Origin of the sequence: Clostridium sp. YIM B02506, from assembly GCF_022324845.1 — a bacterium.
GTDB classification, from domain to species: domain Bacteria; phylum Bacillota; class Clostridia; order Clostridiales; family Clostridiaceae; genus Clostridium_T; species Clostridium_T intestinale.
Window position 1 is genome coordinate 1 of the sequence record NZ_JAKGTG010000039.1, and the last position, 17,831, is coordinate 17,831.

Consider the following 17,831-nt stretch of genomic DNA (forward strand, 5'->3'; position numbering starts at 1 on the left):
TCTACTTTTCCAGTAGGTCTATTAATTATACCATTTTTTAATGTAAATAGCTTAATTTTTTTTATTTATGCGTAATTTTATTATTTATACTATGCTAAGTTGACGACATTGCCCGGACGTCTGGCAGGACACTTAGCAAACATATTTTTATAAAAATCTCCTCTTGGACCATTGAATTCATCAATAGCTAATGGGGTTACTATAATCCCTGGAGAAATAGAGTTTATACGAGCATTTTTTTCACCCCAGCGTATAGATTCAAACATTACTCGCTTCTCATTACATCGTTTCGCTATTTGATAAGCGTGCAATGTATCCTTAATATTTTTTGGCTGAAGAATTTCTAAGCTTAGAAGTTCTTCAGTTGGTGTGGTTGCCAATTGTTCATCAATTTCAATTCCCAATTGAGGCATTCTGTGTCCTGACTGGCTTGAAATTGTCACCCCAACACCTCCTGGAGCTATTACTTTACCGACTTCCTCCAATAGTACTGCCGTTCCGTATAAATCCACCTTCAAAATCACTTCAATAGGCGCCTGGCTAGGTGAAACACCTGCTGAATTGATAAGCGCAGTTATTTCTCCATATTTCTGACCTTCTGTAATTAAATTCAAAATAGATTCTCTGGAAGAAATGTCTGTTTCCACAGGTACCACATCAAATCCAGCTTTATTCATAACTTTAGCAATAACCTTGGCATTTTCTAGTTTCTTGTCACCAACAACAATTTTCTTACCAAAGCCGATTCTTCTTGCTATCGACATGCCAATTTGCCCAGCACCGGTCCAAAGTATAACTTCTTTCATTATAATTCCTCCTTATTTTTACTCTAGTGTCAATTTACTTTTCAAATTTTGCTGCCTCATTTACACAACGAAGTGGATTTAAACTTCTTGGATATCCTATATACGGAATACATTGAGATATAATATTAATCAAAAATTGTTTATCATTCCCAATTCTCATATTGGCTGCTGCGTGACTGGTAAGTTGTGGTTCACAGCCTCCTTGCGCTGATAAGAAGCAAAATGTAATCATTTCTCTCATTTTATAATCAAGTCCTGTACGTGTGTAATAATCTCCAAAACAATTATCTGCTAACCAATTATTTATATGACGTGATTCTTCTGGCCCAGATTTATAAAACTCCTCCATTTGAGGGCCAAAGATATCTATTTGTGCCTGAATTCCTTTTTCTAATCTGTTTTCTATTGTTGTAGTTGATTGACCTCCTAAGGGTAATGGAATACCACATTCAGTTAATACATCATTTGTAGCATGTAAAAAGTCAAATACCCTTCCTATTCCTAGATAAGCTACTGCCTGATAAACAATTTCTTTAATTTCAACTGGAGTAACACCAAAATTCATTGAAGCTTTCATCATGGCTTTATATTCATTTAAACATTGAGCTCCAACAAGTGTAGCAACAATAGCTATCATACGTGTACGTCCATCTAAATCATCACTATTTATCACCTCATCAAATGCAAAATTATCAAATCTTTCTATAAACTCTGGATCTGTTTCTAAAAACTTAGATTCATACCCTGGAAACATTTTCTCATGATACTCTTTTGCGAAATCAGTAATTTTCATAAATTTACTCCCTCCATACATAGGCGACTATGGTGTCCTAGCAATTTTTTCATCTTTTAATAGGTCAATCATATTCCTTTGAGTTAACTCCAAGTCAAGTATTTTTTTATGTTTTAGATAAAAAGTAGTGAAGTTTCATCACTTAAAAAATAGAAGTACTTCAAAAATTTTTTTGAGGTACTTCTATTAATTTTATTTAAAATTTATTGGGCAATTACTTAGTAACTCCAAGTCAAATTTCTATTTGATTTATAAATTCTTAAATAAGCTTATCAAAATCATGATTAATAATTTCTACAAGCCTAAATTCATTATTTTCATATTCAAATTTTAATATGCAACAGTTTCCAAGTCTTTCTTTTTGATCAACATCACTAGTATGCGCCCATTTTCTCATAAAACTTCTGCATGAAGCCCCATGAGAAACAGCTAATACTATTTGATGATCTTCTTTATTCATAATTTCCAGTAGTGCAGCTGAAACTCTATCTCTCAATTCCATTTCACCTTCTCCACCGAATTGAACAAAAAAGTCTCCATAAGGAAGCTTTGGATTCAAGTCTTCGCTCTCTCCTTCAAACCTTCCAAAATTCCACTCCTTTAATCCTCTTACTCTTACATAAGGTATATCAGCAACCTGTTCTAAAGTATCACAAGCCCTTTCTGATGTAGATGAATAAGCATGATCAAATGTAATATTGTTATCTTTAAAATATTGTCCTGCAATTTTCGCTTGGTTCATGCCTAATTCAGTTAATGGTGAATCACACCATCCTTGAACCTTTCTTCTAAGATTAAATAAAGTTTGCCCATGTCTCATTAGATATAATGTTTTCTTCATATTCTCCCCCATACTTTGTTGTATAATTTTTATTTCTATATTTTCTATAAATTACATATAACCCTTAGTTCTATCTTACTAAACTTGTTAAGTATTCAACAGTTTGCGGATCATAGTGTGAGAAAAATAGACTTTCTGCTTTATCTAAAGCTGCTATAGCATCCATATCCTCTAATGTTAACTCAAAATCAAATACATCAATGTTTTGTATCATTCTTTCCTTACTAACTGATTTAGGTAGTACTGATACCCCTCTTTGAACAAGATATCTTAAAGCAACTTGTGCAACTGACTTATTATATTTATCTCCAACTTCTTTTAATGTTTCATTAGCAAATAAGTTATTTTTCCCTTCTGCAAATGGTGCCCAAGCTTGAATCTGTACTCCATATTTCTTCATAATTTCTTGTGGTTTTACTTGTTGATTAAACACATGTGTTTCAACTTGATTTACTGCTGGAGCTATTTTATTGAATTTAGTGATGTCAATTAATCTGTCAGGATAAAAATTACTTACTCCTATTGCTCTGATTTTTCCTTCTTCATATAGATCTTCCATTGCACGATATGTTCCATAATAATCATTAAAGGGTTGATGAATCAATACTAAATCTAAGTAATCTAATTGCATCTTTCTAAGAGATTCCTCAATTGAGGCTTTTGCCTTTTCATATCCAGCATTAGCTATCCACACTTTCGTAGTTATAAATAATTCTTCTCTTGGAACACCGCATTTTTTTACTGCTTTTCCAACTGCTTCTTCATTTCCATAAGCTTGAGCAGTATCAATTAGACGATATCCTACCTCTATTGCATCTAGTACACATCTTTCACATTCTTTTTGATCTGCAATTTGGAATACTCCATATCCCAAAATTGGCATTTTTAAACCATTGTTTAATTCTACAAATTCCATATTTATTTCTCCTCTCATCTACACCAATTTTATCTTGTTCTTTATTAGTTATGAATCACAGCTATACTTACATAATTACCTTTTCTGTGTTAAAATAATTTTATTCTATTAGAGTAACTCTAAGTCAAGTGTTTTTTTGAGGAGGTAAAAATGTATACAGTAAAAGAGATATCAAAACTTATTAATATGTCAGAACATACAGTAAGATATTATACAGATCTAGGCTTAGTTCCTTCTTTACAACGTGATAAGAGTGGTAAGAGGCTTTTTGATGAGCGCTCTAAAAATTGGCTTGTCGGAATAAGAAATCTTAGGGGATCTGGTATGTCCTTACACGCAGTGAAGGACTATGTAAACTTGTGTTTACAAGGAGAATCCACTATAGAAACAAGGTATGAAATTATTTTAAATCAAAAGAAACAGTTAGAGGAACAGTTAAGAGAAATGAATGAACGATATCGATATATTCAGCATAAAGTAACCTGGTATCAGGACATCATGAATCACCGTATACCTGATACAAGTAACCCTGGAGAATGGAGTCTTTCTGATTCAGAATCATCAGAGGAAACTTCTACACCTTAAGTTGAGCATTTAGTTTCTTAAATATCTATATCTCTAAATTATTATAAAATATCATGCAAAGAGCAGCCAGCAGACTTATTTTCATATATTGAAAAGCTTATTGAGATTGATTAATTTAATAATATAAAAATTCTCTGCACCGTTATACTAATAAATATAACAACACAGAGGATTTACTTTATTTATATCTATTTTATGATGATCCTATAGTTATTTACCAACTCTCTTTGCATTAGCTGAGTTTGGATCCCAACGATCTGCCTTTAGCTCTAAATTATTTAAAGCCTCCCTTATTCTTGTTAATTCTTCTGTAGTTAATTCTATATTTAAGGCTCCAATGTTTTCTTCGATTCTGCTTAGTTTTCTGCTTCCTGGGATTGGCACAATAAATGGTTTTTGAGCTATTACCCATGCTAATGCAACCTGTGCTGGTGTTACATCTTTTTCAGCTGCAATCCTTTTAACTAAATCCACTAATACTTGATTAGCTTCCATGTTTTCTTTTTTAAAACGTGGTTGTTTACTTCTTGTATCATTTTTTGCAAAGGTTTGATTAGTATCTATAGTGGCTGTTAAAAAACCTTTTCCTAAAGGTGCAAAGGGTACAAATCCAATCCCTAATTCCTCTAATAAAGGTAATAATTCTTTTTCAGGCTCTCTCCAAAGCATAGAGTATTCACTTTCTACAACTGTTAAAGGGCAAATAGCGTGTGCTTTTTTAATAGTTTCAATTCCAGCCTCTGAAAGTCCCCAATGTTTAATCTTGCCTTCCTCCATTAACTCCTTCATTGTCTGTGCTACCACTTCAATTGGAGTATTGGGATCAACTCTGTGTAAGTAATATAAATCCACATAGTCTGTCTGCAATCTTTTTAATGATCCTTCTAATGAATCTCTAATTACTTCTGGTCTAGCATCTAAAACCTGTTTTCCATCAACAACTTTAATTCCACATTTTGTTGCAATAACAACCTGATCTCTATAAGACTTCAATGCCTTTCCGACCAATGTTTCATTAAAAATAGTTCCATCCTCATTCTGATAGCATTCTGCTGTATCAAACATTGTAATTCCACTTTCTACAGCTCCACGAATAACTTTTATCATTTCCGCTTCATCTGATACCCCACCAAATCCATGTGTCATTCCCATACATCCTAACCCAATAGTAGAAACCTCAAGCGTACTTTTCCCTGATCCTAATATACTTTTTTTCATTATTAGCTCCTCCTTAAGTATTCAAATTTTAATGAACTCAAAACTATCTAATGAGTCTATGGTATTCCCACTTCACTCCTTCTAGTCTTTACTTATATTTCTAAGCTAATCATATTCCTTTGAGTTAACTCCAAGTCAATAGATTTTCATATTTTGAAAAAAAGGTTTAGCTTCACGCTAAACCTTTTTACATAAATTAAGATTTATTAATATTAAATTACTCTAGCCACTTCACTTGCTTCAGCTACAGCATTAAGTGCTCTACGTGCACGAACTGCATCACCAACTGCATGGAATGGAATGTTTTTGTCTTCACAATATTTGCTTATATCATCAAAGTTTCTTGATCTTGCACCTATTGCAACTATAACTGAATCACATGGTAGTTTTTCAAGTTTTCCATCCTTCTCGATAACAACTGATTTTTCTTCTATTTCAACACATTTTGCACTAGTTATTGTCTTTACCCCTTCAGTATATAGACTTTCCATTACACAAATATTACGTAATTGACCTAGATCTTTAGCAACTTGATCAAGCATTTCTACAACAGTAATACTTTCAGCTTTTCCATTTAGATATTCTGCAACTTCAAGTCCAACTAATCCTCCCCCTATTACTACAACTTTACCAGAAGCATTTGATCTACCAGCAAGTACATCATGAGAATTAGTCACATGTGAAAGGTTAGCTCCTGGGACATTTAAACTCATAGGTGCAGAACCTATAGCTATAATAACCTCATCAGGTTTAATTTCTTCAATTAACTCTACTGTAACAGGCGCATTTAATCTTATTTCTACACCTTCATTTATTGCCTGCTTACCTCTAGATAGAGCCGCCTCTTTCATTTCTTCTTTTCTAGGAGCCTCTCCAGCTAATGCGAATTGACCTCCAAAAGAGCTAGAAGCTTCACAAATTATAGGATTGTGTCCTCTTCTCTTTAATATAATACCTGCTTCAAGTCCCCCAATTCCAGCACCAGCAATTAGAACTTTTTTAGGTGAATCTGTTTTAACCAAAGAATACTCCCCTTCTCTTCCCAAAGCAGGATTTCTAAGACAAGTTATAAATGGCATTTCAGTTGATACAAAACCATCATAGCAACCTTGATTACAACCTACACACTTAACAATAGTATCTTCCTTACCGTCCTTAGCTTTATTACAGAATTCTGGGTCTGCAAGTTGTGCACGCCCCATTACTACCATATCAGCTTTATCATCTTCTAATATTTCTTCTGCAAGAACTGGATCGTTTATTCTTCCTACTGCAACAGTTACAAGACCTGTTTCTTTTCTTATTCTAGCAGCATTTTCTACGTTAAATCCTCTTTCCAAGTCAACTGGAGGAACTTCAAATTTTATTGCAGCACTTGAGAAATTACCACGAGATACATCTACTACATCAACTCCAGCTTCTTTTGCCATTTTACAAAACTCAATAGTGTCTTCTATAGTAAGTCCACCTTCTAAATAATCGTCATGGGCAACTATACGCATAAATAAAGGCATATCCTCTGGTATATTTTCTCTAATTGCTTTTATAGCTTCAATTGAAAATCTTGCACGATTCTCAAGAGAACCGCCATACTCATCCTCTCTTCTGTTAAAGAAAGGTGTTAAAAATGAGTGAGGAACATAATTATGTCCAGCATGATATTCTATTGTATCAAATCCTGCTTCAACTGCACGTCTTGCTGCTTCACCGAAAGCTTTTATTGATTCTTTTATAGTTTCAATACTTGCACCCTTCATAGTATATTCAGTACCTGGTACTGGAATATCACTTGGAATAATAACCATTGCCTCTGGATCGCTTGCAACAGCTAGTCCACCAAGCCAAAGCTGAACTCCTGCCTTACCACCAGCTTCGTGAATTGCATCTGTTAATTTTTTTAATCCGTCTATATATTTATCTTCAGCTATGGATAAAAATTTCTTTGGTGATGCAGGAGCGTATACTGAACAAACCTCTGTAAAATTAAGACCACATCCACCTACTACTCTTGCTACATGATAATCAATAACTTGCTGTGTTACAAACTTATCCTCTGTTGCCATCTTTGTTCCCATGGCTGGAAATACAATTCTATTTTTTAACTCTAACCCCTTAATTTTTATTTCACTAAATAGTTTATTATAAGCCATTTAATTCTCCTCCTAGTTTTGTACTTTAGTTATTTTTTTAACATTATTTTTTCAAAAAAAATTTTCTAAATCTTAATTTAATTGTTTACAGTACTGTTTTTAAATATAATCTATAAAAATATTATAGATTGTTTAACAATTTAAATCAATATGTTTAATACGTTTTGTTTTAATTTCGTAATATTCAGATAATTATTTCAAAATAAAAAGACTACATCTTTAAGCAGTCTTTAAAATCTTGATTAAATTTTGTATAAATCCTATTCTATCTTCTTTCGTGTCTATAGCACCGCTATTAAATTCCATAATATCATTATTTTCAATTATGTGTGTAATAGATGCCATAAATATTGCCATTTTATGTTGCAGTGGCATTTTATTATTTATAGTTATTTCCTCTAATAATCTTTCTATTTTCTTATACATATTATTATTTTCATTTACTATAAGTGTTGAAATTTCATCATTTTTATTGTTTTTTAAAGCCTCTCTCAAGATTACAGTTACTCCTGGAAATCTTAACATATACTCCATTATTTCATTAGCAGCTAACATTAACTTTTCTTCATTTGCATATTCTTCATTATTTAATATTACTACTACTGATTCGGTATTAGTTAAATAAAATTGTCTTACTTGCTTTAACATTTCCTCTTTGCTTCTAAAATAATAATTTATAGCACTTACATTTACATTTGCTTCTTTTGCAATCGCACGAACAGGCACATCCATTGTCTTGTTTTTTCCTATTAAATATAATGCTCTATCTAAAATTTTCTCTTCAACACTTTTCAATTCTCTCATTTCAAAATAAGCTCCCATCTACAATTCTACTAAGCTTTATTATAAACTATATCTATATTTATTTAAACAGGTTTGTAGTAGCCCTGTTCAGCATGATTTGGATTTGTACTCATTTTATTCTTTACCTAAAAAAGTCATGTTACACAAACAGGCACCATCTAATACCATACTTATCAATGAAATCTGCCATAAGTGAACTGAATTCACATGGTGCAAGGGGCATCAAGATTGTAGCATCAGTTTTTAACACTTCATAAGCTTTCCTTACCTTATCTTCATTACCTTCTCCATAATGTAAACAAAACTGCATTACATTGCCAGTAACCGTTTCTTTACCAATATCTGAATTTCGTTCTGCCACGGCTAAAATTTCCCCTTCAATATCTAGCTCTGAATGAAAAAATGTTCCATCTTCATTTAGATAACTACTGATTAGAACTGCATCAAAAGCCTTTTGATAAAGAGCCACAGCCTCATCGCTTCTTGTAACATATGCTTGCATCATTGATCTTTTCATAACTACTCCTCCTATTTTATTCTTATCCCATTAGAGTTAAATTACTGTATAATAGAATGACTGTGTATATAAAACTCTTCTTGACTCTCTTGGTATTTTTTCTCCCACTTTTCTAAACCTTCATCAAAACTTACTACATCTTTTTCATCTATCTCAAATACAGGACTCTCATAATAAACATACTTTCTACCATCTAAAACACCTGGTTTTAGTTCTTTAACCATCATTGGCGACGGATATGTCCCATTCTCAAGACACACATTGTTCTTTTTACAGCTCTTAAATCCACGACTTACATAATTGCCAGGGTTTCCGAATATTACGATCACATCATAACCAAGTGCTATAGCCTTTTCAAAGGAATACTCTAATAACTTTTTCCCATATCCCTTTCTCTGATATTCTGGTACAATGCAAACCGGACCGAAAGTAAGGATATCTTTTTCTTGCCCAGACTCATCAACTAGCCTTGTTTTTGTATACATAACATTCCCGATTATTTCATTATCAACTTCAATGACGAAGTCTAACTCTGGAATAAAATCTTTGTGGGATCTCATAACGTGAACTAAATAATGTTCACCACACCCAGGGACATATAAGTTCCAAAAGGCTTTTCTTGTGATTTCTTCAACTTTCTCATAATCTGTTTTTTCTTCATTCCTAATCTTAATCATTTTAACCCTCCCATAATATATCTAATACCACTTTTTATATAGTTCTAACTGAATCTCTTTTCTCATAGTCCAAACATTTCACGTTAAATTTACAATTACAAGTAAATTATATCATATTTCCCAAAACTAACATTGTTCAATTTTCAAAGAGCCACTTATTTCTTAATATCTTCAAATAAAGAAAAGTAGTAAGATTCATAAAATCTTACTACTAATAAACAAAGTTAATTTTTAATTTTAATATCTATTTTGATACAAAATATCAATCTATTTTAATTGTTGAAAAATTTAAATCCTTATATTTAACAAACTTTTCTTTGACAATTGCAAGATTTTCTTCTGTATAAAAACCACCTTGTGTATGAATGATTTCCTCTACATGGAATCCTCTGCCCTTAGTATCAGTACGGTCACGACTTAATCCATTTTCAGCAATAACAAATTTCCATTTACCGTCTTCCGTTTTTTCTAAATCCCCACCGGCTCCACATACTTGACACTCAATTGGAAAATGTAATCCATCCCATTGGACTTCACCTAAAATTAAAGCGTTAGAGTGACAGTTTGGACACCAGCCCATATTTTCATCTCCCAACCACTTTCTTTCAGCCACTGGTGTATTTAATGACATCATAACATTCTCACCTATTTCATAGGCACGTTTTATCATATCATCATGCAATAAACATTGTTTTGGCGCTGGTACACGTGTAGCTAAAAACATATCAACAACTTTAAAATCATTTGTAAAACAAGTTGCTTGCATGCATTCTAATGCCATAGACTGCCATGAACGAGTAGAACCACCTACAGCAATCAATGCACCAACTTTATCCCTATGTTCAATTACACCAATTGATTCTAAAAATGCAGATTCGTAACTTAAATTTCTATGCATAAATTTTAGAAATGTTGCAGTTGGCATTAAATCATAGGTTGGTGCTGAAAGGATGATTGCATCTTGGTTTAACATAACATCCATAATTGCTTTTTTGTCATCTTTATTATCTAGTGTACAACCAAAATATTTGCCTTGGGACATAGCATGTGTACATGCTGTACAGCCTGTACAATCTAAAATATTGTAGTCTCTAATGTTAATCATTGTTACTTCTGCGCCTTGTTCTTGACAAGCTAGAAGTGATTCTTTTAATAAAATTTCAGAATTAGAATCTTTTCTCCCAGCTGTAATTCCCATTACTTTAAAAGTCATAATAACACTCCTCTTTATAAAATTACTTTCTCATAAAAGCTTATTTTTCGTAAATTACCTAATTAAATATTCTGAATTCTTACAATATAACTCTATATTTCTATTGCTGTAAAATATGCAGTTTTCACAGCTGAATCTACTTTACCTGGTGTTATACAGTCTCCTATTTCATAAACCGGAATATCACCAGCAGCTTCTTTAAGATGAGTTGTACTTACTGATTTCATACCAAGTGCATATAAAACAGTATCTGCTGATAATTGTTTTTCTCCTTCTCCTTCTACCTCAATGCGCACGCTCTTGTCTAAGATTTCTAAACATTTTGTTTTTGTATAAGTAACCATATTACACTTTTCCATTTCACGTATTAGCGCTTCTCTATACATCCCGAAAGAATCATTAGCAAGGCGTGGGAGCATTTCAACAATCGTTACATTATGACCAGTTTTTGCAAGGAATAAACCAGTTTCACAACCTACTAAGCCTCCTCCAATCATGATAATATTTTTTCCTAGAGTAATACTTTTGTCGTAAACAGCCATTGCTTGTGAAGCCTTTTCAATTCCTAGGATAGGTGGAGTTACAGGCAAAGAACCAGTTGCAAGAATAATAACTTCTGGTTTTAATGTTTTAATATACTCTGGTGTAACTTCTGTATTTAGTTCTACTTGTATTTTTCTAAGATTTACTTCTCTTACTAGCAGGTCTTTAAATGCTTTTAAATCTGGTTTATCAATATCTACATCTGTAAAATAAAGCAATCCACCTAATTTATTTGACTTTTCAACTAAGGTAACTTTATGCCCTCTATCATATAAATCTATTGCAGCCTGCATACCAGCTGCCCCACCACCAACAACCATAACTTCTTTTGAAGTTTTAGCAGGTTCGACTGCATCAGGATCAAAATGAATACCAGCTCTTGGATTTATTGTACATTGACCTACTATTTGAGCAAGATCCTTGCTAGTGTAAGGGATATCATCGTAACCACCTTCTGGAGAACCAGGGAAGCACTTGTAGCAACGAAGACAACGACGAATTTGATCTTCTTTACCATCTTTTGCTTTGTTTGCAAACTCTGGATCTGCTAACATCTGTCTTGCCATGATTACGTAGTCAGCCTTACCTGTAGCCACGATTTCTTCAGCAAGTTCTGGAGAGTTTATTCCCCCTACTACTCCTACTGGAATATTTGTGTACTTCTTAATAGTAGCTGAAATCTCTGCATTGCACCCATGCTCCATAAACATTGAGCTTACATTTTGAGTAAGTATTGGCTCATAGTAAATTCCACTAGATACGTGTATAGCATCAACTATACCTTCTAACATGTGGCAGAATTCTCCAGACTCTTCTGGTGTTATGCCTCCTGCTTTATGGTCACTACCACTTAAACGAAGCTCAATAATAAAGTCAGGTCCTACTGCTTCACGGATAGCTTTTAATATTTCAATTGGTAATCTTACTCTATTTTCAAAAGGTCCACCATATTCATCTGTTCTACGGTTTAGTAAAGGTGAAAGGAATTGAGTGAATAAAAAACCGTGTCCACCATGAATTAGTACTCCATCAAAGCCAGCATCCTTCATGTAGCTTGCTGCATTTGCAAAGTCATTTGCAATACGCTTCATATCAGAGGCATCCATAGCTCTTACTTTGATACCGTTTGGCATTACTTCATCATTCGGTCCTATTGTTTCTTCTCCTGGACCAAAGGGGATTTTTTCTGTTCCTGGATGTACAAGCTCCACTAAAGAAACAGCACCATGCTTTTTAATTCTTCTTGGATATTCTTTTATAAGTTCGAAATCTTCTCCTGAACGTAGTGAAAAATCTACTGGACGAAATGGAATACGGTTTGCATCCTTAAAATTAATATTACATTCTCCTACGATTACAGCTCCATTTCCACCTTTCGCTATGACTTCAATTTTTCTGTAAGACTTTTCTCTAGCTTTTTCTTCTTGAACAACGAATGCTAAAGCCATAGGTGCACTAACAATTCTGTTACGGTATGTGAATTTATTAACCTTTAATGGTTCGAATAATTTTGGAAAGTTTCCCATTGTATTTTCTCCTTTTTCAATAAAATTTAGATTATATTATTAATCAGTAATCATTAAAAAACTTAGCGACTTGAAGCCTTCTAAAGTATTACTGAATTTATTCTATCTTTCCTTCCATTTCTTTATATAGACTTGGTAGAATTGCAGCTAAGTTGCTATACTCTTCTACACTGTGAAAAGCAAGTCCCATAGGTGCTTGAATTGGAATTTGTATTTCATCTGGAAGAAGTTTAACTGGCCTTTTATCAATCATATGATATCCCATCCAGAATCGAGAACGAGATTCTATGCCACCAGGTACTTCCCTGAAAAGATGAATCATAATGGCAGGTGCTTTTGGTCCGCCTGCACGAGCTTGAGAAATTCCGTTACCTGCTACAACAACTAAAGATTTTGAGTTAAACGTATCCATATCAAAGCCTAAGTCTTCTGTCTTCAAAAATGATATTTCAATATCTTCCGGTCCATTACCTGCATCTTCAATTACATGATGAGTACAATCTTGAAATTTTTCCAGCATTGTAGTATTAGGGTCTATTATCTTTGCTCTATCTTCTTCACTCACAGATATACCATAATGACCTTTTCTAAACCATAACATATACCTTAGGTCTTCAAGTCCGTGCCATGCAAACCACCACTTAATCATCTCCAAAGTAACCCCAGGAAACTTATTATTTACAGCAACATAACCTGCTCCATTTGGAAGAACACAGTATCCAGTCTCTCCAGGTCCATACCCATCTTTAAGTAATTCGTTTACATTTTCAGGCATTAAAGCCTCACTAGTATCCATTGGTCCTTTTCTTAGAATTTCCATTAATTCTTCATTTGGTTTTGCTATAGGCTGATCAAAGTATTTTGCATAACTTTTCTGCTTCTCTGCTGTAGTTAATTCTGTTCTCAATTCTTTCATCTTCATTCCACTCCTCCTAAATAACCTTTATATATTTAATAAGAAAATCTTTTCAAGAGAAATAAAGTATTATCAATACTTCAACGATTTACTTACCCAACTGAACTTGATATAATTATAACAAAGATAAAATTAAAATTCGTTAGACTCAAATCCAAACTTAATCAGTATAAAAATGATAATTTTGAACTAAAATTCAAATGATGATAGAAGGTGATACCTATGGATATTTTTGCAGATGAATATAGCTCTAAATTATTTAATGCGTTGGTAGATGGAACTGGATTTAGTGAATTGCTTCAAGTAGCATCCTTATACCTTCAAAATCCTATCGTACTTTGTGATACCAGTTTTTCCATATTAGAAAGCTCGTCAGACCATAACAACAAAATAGATTTTGAGTTCCGAAACAGCAGATGGTTCCTAACTACAGATGGAGTTATGACTTTGTATAATAAGAAAATTGTAGACAAGTTGTTTAAAGAGCATCACGCTTTTATATCTGAAAGAGCGGAATTGAATAAAAAGTTTATGTTTTGCAGTGTGTGGATTAAAAGATCTGTAGTAGGATATCTTTGTGTAATAGAAAGTAGTCGTAAATTCAATGAAAATGATTACAGATTTGTAGAACTACTTAGTCAAATTATTTCATTAGAAATGCAAAAGGCAGAAGTATTTACAAATAAAACAGGATTTAAATACGAATATTTTATGACAGAACTGATAAACGGTGATTTTACTGATTTAGAGTCTGCAATCAAAAGATATCGTTTACTTGGGAGGGATCCTTTCCCTTACTATAGAATGTTTGTGTTTTCAGAAGAATCTGATCCTTATTCTAAAATCAGTAAAAATCTTATAATGGAACAGTTGGTTTCGATACTATCCAATAGTATGGCTTCTTATTATAAAGGGAATCTTGTACTTTTAGTATCTAGAAGAGATAAGCTGATTTTTATGCCAGGTGAAAAAGAACGTTTATTGAATTTTCTTACTTTAAATCAAATGAGAGTAGGGGTAAGCTATGAATATTCGGATATTTTACAGACTCATTTGTATTATGAGCAGGCAAAACAAATATTAGATATTCACTCAAAAAAACCTAGTGAATCAATTATATACTTTGAAGAACATTGCATACAATCATTAGCAATGCAAAAATCTTCTCCAAAACAGTTAGATTCCTTAATTCATCCAGATATTAAATATTTAAAAGAATACGATCATTTAAATAATACAGAATATCTTTCTACATTACTGGCTTATTTAAAGAATGATCGTAATGTTCATAAAGTATCAGTTTTCTTAAATATCCATAAAAGTACTTATTTTTATAGAATGAATAAAATTTCTGAACTGCTGAATGTGGATTTGAACCAAAGTAACAAACTTTTCGCTTATGAGGTCTCTTTGAGAATTTTGGATTTACTCTAATAATGTTATACAATAATTAAATTGATTAATTAAAAGGAATGCTTAGTTCTTACAACATTACTAGGCATTCCTTAATCATCTTATTTTTAAGTATTTAAAAATACTGCACTTCAATGGAGAGTTTTGTAAAAATCTCATTTATTTACGCTGAGATTTACTTTATATAATACTTTTTATATAACTCTAACTGAATCTCTTTTCTCATAGCCCAGACATTGCATTCCTGATTAGATAAAATTACAAGACTTATATCTTTTTCTGGGTAGTAAGAAAACATTGCTGACACACCATAATTGCAACCATCTTTATATATGCAAAAGGGTTCTTTTTCATCGTTTATCATAAAGAATTCAAATGCATATCCATTTCTTTTATGTAATCCTAGTATTTCATAACCTTCTTTTGACTCACAAAAATCACAGTGAGCATGCATTAATATATCTGAGTATTCCTTGCTAAGAAGTATACCATTTTTAACAGCCACTAAAAATCTATTCAAATCTTCTGCAGTAGTATATGCACCCCCATCTGCTGTTCCTGTTGGAGGATAGGAGTAAATATTCTTTTTATAACCAATTATCTTCTCCTCTGTATCTGTAATATTTATGTATCCTTCTGCAGTATTCTCATTAATCTCATCCATCGAGAAAAATCCTGATCCACTCATACCCGCTTTTTTAAATATATTTTTAGCTACATAATCTTGATATTTCATTCCTGTTATTTTTTCAATTGCAAGCCCAAGAAGTATAAAAGAACAATTGCAATATCTAACATTGCTGCCTGCTTTAAAGTTTGGTTCTTTATATGCAAAGTTTTTCAAGAAATCTTTACATTCTCTTATTGCATAATTAGGACTATGAATAAATAAATCTGCATAGTCTTCCCCAGCTTCCTCGTCAGCATCATCCGCAATACCAGATGTATGATTTAATAATTGCTCAACAGTAACATCATTAGGTATCTTTGTTCCCTCTAAATCAATTATATTTACTATTTTATCATCTAAATTCAAATTCCCTTGTTCAACAAGTTTCAGTATAGCTACTGCCGTAAAAATTTTAGTTACTGATGCTGTATCAAAGCTTGTATCAACTTTATTTTCTATTTTAAATGCTCTGTTTGCAAAGCCATATGCTTTTTCAAATACTGTTTCTCCTTTAATTTTAAGCATACATACTCCACTGAAATTTCTTTCTGCTCCATAGTAATCACATATTTTCTCCATAAAATTTCTCATGTTATTCTCCTTCTTTATTTACAATTGCAAGTAAATTATACCATATTTTGCCAAAGCAGCATTGTTCAATTTTCAATAACTTCAAATAAAGAAAAGTAGTAAGATTTATAAAATCCTACTACTTTTCAATAAAGTCTATATTTATATCATATTTATCCCTAAGGCTTTTTTCTGAATTATATAAGAACTCGAATTTTCTTTCTCATTTTTTATTACTCCAACATTTAATTCTGACAAATCTACCACATCTAAAAGCATTGATGGAATTTCTATATTCCATTTAATATTATCTAAGTAATAAGGGAAATTACCGTGGGGATTTTCTGTGTGAAAATAAATAGCATCATAAGCGCCATCATGTCCATCTATATATATCCATGTTTGAAAGTCTCTCTTAGTATCTTTGGTTTGTAGTTCTATCTTTTTAAAAATCTTAAGATAATATAAAAAATGAATTTTTCTGTGTTTACTACTTAAAGAAGTTACCCCACTCCAATCTAAATGAGTGTGCCACATACTGTACCAAGACTCTTTAGAGAGGTCAATATCAAAATTACGTAGAGTGCTTTCAACTTCCCTATAATGCTTTTTTAAGTCTCTAGTTTTCTTTTTCATAAACCGTTCCCCCAAAGAAATATTTAAATTCAAGGTATTTATATTACAATAAATTTGATAATTATATTACTCAGATTCCTCAACTGAAAATGAATATCCTCCACGATCTTTAAAAGAAATCTCTTGAGACTTTTGATATACAGGTGCTTTTCTAACATATTGAATATAGCCAACTGATTTGAAACTAATTACACCATTTCTAGTTTCAATTGTCCACTCCCACTCAACATCTTTATTAATATAATCACTGTTCTTAGGTTTACTTGGATTATCTCTTTCTAAACTCTCTATAATAGTTCCTAATGTGTAACCTAAACTAATATCTAAATCATATACATTTTCAAAAATTAGTGTAACTGGTGAAATCCAAAATCCATAATATCCATCCTCTTCTGGACCAACCCATTTAAATATATAATCTAAATCAAGCATCAGCTTATAATTAAACTCATCAAATGCAATTGCATGAATCTTACAATCATGCCAAAACTTTTTTTCAAAATCACCAGTTGTCCATAAAAATTTATCTAAGTTATATTTTTCTATTGCCGCTCCCCCCTTATGATAATTTAAATATCTTAATTTCTATACTTCTTAAAATACTATCATTTTTATCAAATTCAATTATTTTAAAACAACTAGATCCCCATCAGAAAAGCCAGTTGTTATATTATCCACATTCAAAAGTGGTAAATCTTTTAATTCATCAATTAATTCTTTTAAAATTAGTTGAATCTCGTTTAATACAGTCTCCCATTCATATTCATGTGATATATTTAATTCATTACATACCCTTTCTTCAGGGACAAAATCTTCTTCACATGCCCAATCATCATCTTCTGCATCATAAGTTGACGATCCAATAAGTTCAATTCCGTAAGGTTCGAATATACCAAAATTTAAAGCTTCTATATTCTCTGGTAATACCTCCTCATCATTTATTCTTAAAATCCAATCTTTAATAGTTTCTTTTATAAATACTCTATCCAAAATAAACACCCCATTTATTTTCTGATTTTTAAATTTGCACAATATAT

General features: G+C 32.2%; 18 protein-coding genes. 2 read left to right on the forward strand and 16 right to left on the reverse strand.

The genetic code is table 11. The features are described 5' to 3' along the window. Positions 1 to 89: 89 nt before the first annotated feature. From L1S49_RS20500 to L1S49_RS20515, 4 genes are all read right to left on the reverse strand, one after another. Complete coding sequence (locus tag L1S49_RS20500; protein ID WP_238907200.1) at positions 90 to 806, reverse strand: SDR family oxidoreductase; 717 nt, start codon at positions 804 to 806, stop codon at positions 90 to 92. Positions 807 to 840: 34 nt separating this feature from the next. After that, on the reverse strand, positions 841 to 1,599 hold the full coding sequence (locus L1S49_RS20505) for a carboxymuconolactone decarboxylase family protein (protein ID WP_238907201.1): 759 nt from the start codon (positions 1,597 to 1,599) through the stop codon (positions 841 to 843). 259 nt (positions 1,600 to 1,858) lie between these two features. After that, positions 1,859 to 2,440 (reverse strand): histidine phosphatase family protein, encoded by a 582-nt coding sequence (locus tag L1S49_RS20510; RefSeq protein ID WP_238907202.1) that lies wholly within the window; start codon positions 2,438 to 2,440, stop codon positions 1,859 to 1,861. A gap of 70 nt (positions 2,441 to 2,510) precedes the next feature. After that, positions 2,511 to 3,356 carry an aldo/keto reductase gene (locus tag L1S49_RS20515; RefSeq protein WP_238907203.1) on the reverse strand — a complete coding sequence of 282 codons (846 nt, stop codon included), beginning with the start codon at positions 3,354 to 3,356 and terminating at the stop codon, positions 2,511 to 2,513. 150 nt (positions 3,357 to 3,506) lie between these two features. Between L1S49_RS20515 and L1S49_RS20520 the strand changes: the two genes are divergently transcribed. Then, complete coding sequence (locus L1S49_RS20520; protein WP_238907204.1) at positions 3,507 to 3,941, forward strand: MerR family transcriptional regulator; 435 nt, start codon at positions 3,507 to 3,509, stop codon at positions 3,939 to 3,941. Between the two features lie 210 nt (positions 3,942 to 4,151). Here the strand turns inward: L1S49_RS20520 and L1S49_RS20525 are convergent, their stop codons facing one another. From L1S49_RS20525 to L1S49_RS20560, 8 genes are all read right to left on the reverse strand, one after another. Further along, positions 4,152 to 5,159: an aldo/keto reductase gene (locus tag L1S49_RS20525; protein ID WP_238907205.1), complete on the reverse strand. Its 1,008-nt coding sequence runs from the start codon at positions 5,157 to 5,159 to the stop codon at positions 4,152 to 4,154. A 212-nt stretch (positions 5,160 to 5,371) separates the two neighbouring features. Continuing rightward, positions 5,372 to 7,309 (reverse strand): FAD-dependent oxidoreductase, encoded by a 1,938-nt coding sequence (locus L1S49_RS20530; RefSeq protein ID WP_238907206.1) that lies wholly within the window; start codon positions 7,307 to 7,309, stop codon positions 5,372 to 5,374. Positions 7,310 to 7,528: 219 nt separating this feature from the next. Next, positions 7,529 to 8,113: a TetR/AcrR family transcriptional regulator gene (locus L1S49_RS20535; RefSeq protein WP_238907207.1), complete on the reverse strand. Its 585-nt coding sequence runs from the start codon at positions 8,111 to 8,113 to the stop codon at positions 7,529 to 7,531. Positions 8,114 to 8,252: 139 nt separating this feature from the next. Continuing rightward, complete coding sequence (locus L1S49_RS20540) at positions 8,253 to 8,630, reverse strand: VOC family protein (RefSeq protein WP_238907208.1); 378 nt, start codon at positions 8,628 to 8,630, stop codon at positions 8,253 to 8,255. 41 nt (positions 8,631 to 8,671) lie between these two features. Then, complete coding sequence (locus L1S49_RS20545) at positions 8,672 to 9,307, reverse strand: N-acetyltransferase (RefSeq protein ID WP_238907209.1); 636 nt, start codon at positions 9,305 to 9,307, stop codon at positions 8,672 to 8,674. A gap of 262 nt (positions 9,308 to 9,569) precedes the next feature. Then, a complete protein-coding gene (locus tag L1S49_RS20550; protein WP_238907210.1) occupies positions 9,570 to 10,520 on the reverse strand; it encodes a flavodoxin family protein in 951 nt (316 codons plus the stop codon). Positions 10,521 to 10,612: 92 nt separating this feature from the next. Further along, positions 10,613 to 12,589: an FAD-dependent oxidoreductase gene (locus L1S49_RS20555; RefSeq protein ID WP_238907211.1), complete on the reverse strand. Its 1,977-nt coding sequence runs from the start codon at positions 12,587 to 12,589 to the stop codon at positions 10,613 to 10,615. Positions 12,590 to 12,686: 97 nt separating this feature from the next. Beyond that, the gene (locus tag L1S49_RS20560) at positions 12,687 to 13,511 is read right to left on the reverse strand and encodes a hydrolase (RefSeq protein ID WP_238907212.1); all 825 of its coding nucleotides are present in this window, start codon (positions 13,509 to 13,511) and stop codon (positions 12,687 to 12,689) included. 216 nt (positions 13,512 to 13,727) lie between these two features. Between L1S49_RS20560 and L1S49_RS20565 the strand changes: the two genes are divergently transcribed. Further along, complete coding sequence (locus tag L1S49_RS20565) at positions 13,728 to 14,939, forward strand: helix-turn-helix domain-containing protein (protein ID WP_238907213.1); 1,212 nt, start codon at positions 13,728 to 13,730, stop codon at positions 14,937 to 14,939. 154 nt (positions 14,940 to 15,093) lie between these two features. Here the strand turns inward: L1S49_RS20565 and L1S49_RS20570 are convergent, their stop codons facing one another. From L1S49_RS20570 to L1S49_RS20585, 4 genes are all read right to left on the reverse strand, one after another. Continuing rightward, positions 15,094 to 16,179: a serine hydrolase domain-containing protein gene (locus tag L1S49_RS20570; protein ID WP_238907214.1), complete on the reverse strand. Its 1,086-nt coding sequence runs from the start codon at positions 16,177 to 16,179 to the stop codon at positions 15,094 to 15,096. 141 nt (positions 16,180 to 16,320) lie between these two features. Beyond that, entirely contained in the window at positions 16,321 to 16,794 is a 474-nt protein-coding gene (locus L1S49_RS20575; protein ID WP_238907215.1) for a hypothetical protein, read from the reverse strand. Between the two features lie 66 nt (positions 16,795 to 16,860). Beyond that, the gene (locus L1S49_RS20580) at positions 16,861 to 17,226 is read right to left on the reverse strand and encodes a hypothetical protein (RefSeq protein WP_238907216.1); all 366 of its coding nucleotides are present in this window, start codon (positions 17,224 to 17,226) and stop codon (positions 16,861 to 16,863) included. A 192-nt stretch (positions 17,227 to 17,418) separates the two neighbouring features. Beyond that, positions 17,419 to 17,784 (reverse strand): hypothetical protein, encoded by a 366-nt coding sequence (locus L1S49_RS20585; RefSeq protein WP_238907217.1) that lies wholly within the window; start codon positions 17,782 to 17,784, stop codon positions 17,419 to 17,421. Between the last annotated feature and the right edge of the window lie 47 nt (positions 17,785 to 17,831).

Bases quoted from the DNA above. Each gene is read 5' to 3' on its own strand.
- L1S49_RS20500 (WP_238907200.1), bottom strand. From the start codon at position 806: ATGAAAGAAGTTATACTTTGGACCGGTGCTGGGCAAATTGGCATGTCG.
- L1S49_RS20505 (WP_238907201.1), bottom strand. From the start codon at position 1,599: ATGAAAATTACTGATTTCGCAAAAGAGTATCATGAGAAAATGTTTCCA.
- L1S49_RS20510 (WP_238907202.1), bottom strand. From the start codon at position 2,440: ATGAAGAAAACATTATATCTAATGAGACATGGGCAAACTTTATTTAAT.
- L1S49_RS20515 (WP_238907203.1), bottom strand. From the start codon at position 3,356: ATGGAATTTGTAGAATTAAACAATGGTTTAAAAATGCCAATTTTGGGA.
- L1S49_RS20520 (WP_238907204.1), top strand. From the start codon at position 3,507: ATGTATACAGTAAAAGAGATATCAAAACTTATTAATATGTCAGAACAT.
- L1S49_RS20525 (WP_238907205.1), bottom strand. From the start codon at position 5,159: ATGAAAAAAAGTATATTAGGATCAGGGAAAAGTACGCTTGAGGTTTCT.
- L1S49_RS20530 (WP_238907206.1), bottom strand. From the start codon at position 7,309: ATGGCTTATAATAAACTATTTAGTGAAATAAAAATTAAGGGGTTAGAG.
- L1S49_RS20535 (WP_238907207.1), bottom strand. From the start codon at position 8,113: ATGAGAGAATTGAAAAGTGTTGAAGAGAAAATTTTAGATAGAGCATTA.
- L1S49_RS20540 (WP_238907208.1), bottom strand. From the start codon at position 8,630: ATGAAAAGATCAATGATGCAAGCATATGTTACAAGAAGCGATGAGGCT.
- L1S49_RS20545 (WP_238907209.1), bottom strand. From the start codon at position 9,307: ATGATTAAGATTAGGAATGAAGAAAAAACAGATTATGAGAAAGTTGAA.
- L1S49_RS20550 (WP_238907210.1), bottom strand. From the start codon at position 10,520: ATGACTTTTAAAGTAATGGGAATTACAGCTGGGAGAAAAGATTCTAAT.
- L1S49_RS20555 (WP_238907211.1), bottom strand. From the start codon at position 12,589: ATGGGAAACTTTCCAAAATTATTCGAACCATTAAAGGTTAATAAATTC.
- L1S49_RS20560 (WP_238907212.1), bottom strand. From the start codon at position 13,511: ATGAAGATGAAAGAATTGAGAACAGAATTAACTACAGCAGAGAAGCAG.
- L1S49_RS20565 (WP_238907213.1), top strand. From the start codon at position 13,728: ATGGATATTTTTGCAGATGAATATAGCTCTAAATTATTTAATGCGTTG.
- L1S49_RS20570 (WP_238907214.1), bottom strand. From the start codon at position 16,179: ATGAGAAATTTTATGGAGAAAATATGTGATTACTATGGAGCAGAAAGA.
- L1S49_RS20575 (WP_238907215.1), bottom strand. From the start codon at position 16,794: ATGAAAAAGAAAACTAGAGACTTAAAAAAGCATTATAGGGAAGTTGAA.
- L1S49_RS20580 (WP_238907216.1), bottom strand. From the start codon at position 17,226: ATGCTTGATTTAGATTATATATTTAAATGGGTTGGTCCAGAAGAGGAT.